At 62.0% G+C, this 358-nt stretch carries 1 pseudogene; it reads right to left on the reverse strand.

The annotated features are described in order from the left end of the window. Positions 1 to 198: 198 nt before the first annotated feature. Positions 199 to 358 (reverse strand): annotated as a pseudogene (locus tag AC1DO7_RS41570) (hydrolase); the annotation flags it as partial.

Here is a 358-nt window from a genome sequence, read left to right on the forward strand (position 1 = left end):
TTGTCGGGGGCGGGCGAATCGGCGCAAAGGAAGGAATCGGTATGACGTTAGTCGTGCGGCGCTGGAACAGCCGCGTCGCCGGTGGCGGCTTCAGAAAGCCAAGACCGCGCTGCGCCGACAGGAACTCGCCAACCACCGCGCCGATCATTTGCATGGTGCCGAAAGCTTCAGCAAGCCTTCGGCACCGACTGGAGGTGATTAGTGCTCGATCACCGGCGCATGCACAGGCGCGATCGATTCGTGCGTGGTTGCCGTACGTTGCGCAGCCTTGTGCACCATCGTGTAGGCATAGTCGATACCCATGCCGTACGCGCCAGAATGTTCCTTGGCCAGGCCGGTCACGGCATCGTATGTGTCG

The sequence above is a fragment of the Cupriavidus sp. 05N40 genome, from assembly GCF_056397305.1.